This is a genomic window from Brevibacterium sp. VCM10 (genome assembly GCF_000583215.1).
Classification (GTDB): domain Bacteria; phylum Actinomycetota; class Actinomycetes; order Actinomycetales; family Brevibacteriaceae; genus Brevibacterium; species Brevibacterium linens.
Genome location: NZ_JAJB01000085.1, coordinates 1 through 1299, shown reverse-complemented (window position 1 = coordinate 1299; position 1299 = coordinate 1). Strand labels below are relative to the sequence as shown.

Annotated in this window: 1 protein-coding gene; it reads left to right on the top strand. The window is 65.4% G+C overall.

Translation table 11 applies throughout. The features are described from left to right. On the top strand, window positions 1–1299 hold a 1299-nt coding region (locus tag AD89_RS0117085; protein ID WP_025780798.1), incomplete at both ends, for a transketolase-like TK C-terminal-containing protein.

Genomic DNA, 1299 nt, shown 5'->3' with positions numbered 1-1299 from the left:
GCTCCCGAGATCAAGTACATGCAGGAGCGCCGCGCGGAGCTCGGCGGCTACTCCCCCGAGCGTCGATCGACTCATATCGATCTCAAACTCCCCTCGGACAAGGCCTACCAGGCCGGTCGTCGCGGATCGGGCAAGCAGGAGATCGCCACCACGATGGGCTTCGTGCGCGTGCTCAAGGACCTCATGCGGGAGAAGGAGTTCGGCCACCGGATCGTGCCGATCATCCCCGATGAGGCTCGCACCTTCGGCATGGACTCGTTCTTCCCGACAGCCAAGATCTACAACCCGCACGGGCAGAACTACATCTCCGTCGACCGCGACCTGTTCCTCGCCTACAAGGAGGCCACGGACGGTCAGCTGCTCCACGTCGGCATCAACGAGGCCGGAGCGACAGCGGCGCTGACCGCCGTCGGCACCTCGTACGCCACGCACGGTGAGCCGATGATTCCGTTCTACATCTTCTATTCGATGTTCGGCTTCCAGCGCACCGGTGACTTCTTCTGGGCCGCCGGTGACCAGATGGCCCGCGGCTTCGTCCTCGGTGCCACCGCGGGGCGCACCACTCTCGTGGCAGAAGGCCTGCAGCACGGCGACGGGCACTCCCATGTGCTCGCCTCGACGTACCCGTCCGTGGTCTCCTACGACCCGGCCTACAGCTATGAGATCGCCCATATCGTCAAGGACGGCATCCACCGGATGTACGATCCCGCCGACGAGCGCGACCCCGACGTGCTCTACTACATCACGATGTACAACGAGCCGATGGTCCAGCCGGCCGAGCCGGAGGACCTCGACGTCGACGGCGTGCTCAAGGGCCTCTACCTGCTTAAGAAGGGACCCGACAACGGCGGTCCGAAGGTTCAGCTCATGGCCTCCGGCGTCGGTGTGCCGTGGGTGCTCGAAGCGCAGGAGCTGCTCGATCGGGACTGGGGCGTCTCGGCCGATGTGTGGTCGGTCACCTCGTGGACGGAGCTGCGCCGCGACGGACTCGACGCCGAGAACGAGCGCCTGAAGAACCCGCAGTCCGAACCGCGCATCCCGTACGTGACTGAGAAGATGGCCGAGACCGAAGGCCCGGTCATCGCGACCTCGGACTATATGCGCGCGGTTCCCGACCAGATCCGTCAGTACGTGCCCAGCCACTTCACCTCGCTGGGCACCGACGGATACGGAATCTCGGACACCCGTCCCGCGGCACGTCGCTACTACCTCGTCGACGGTCCGTCCGTGGTCACGCAGGCGCTCATCTCGCTGGCCGACACCGGAAAGATCTCGATCGACAAGGCCGCCGAGGCGGCT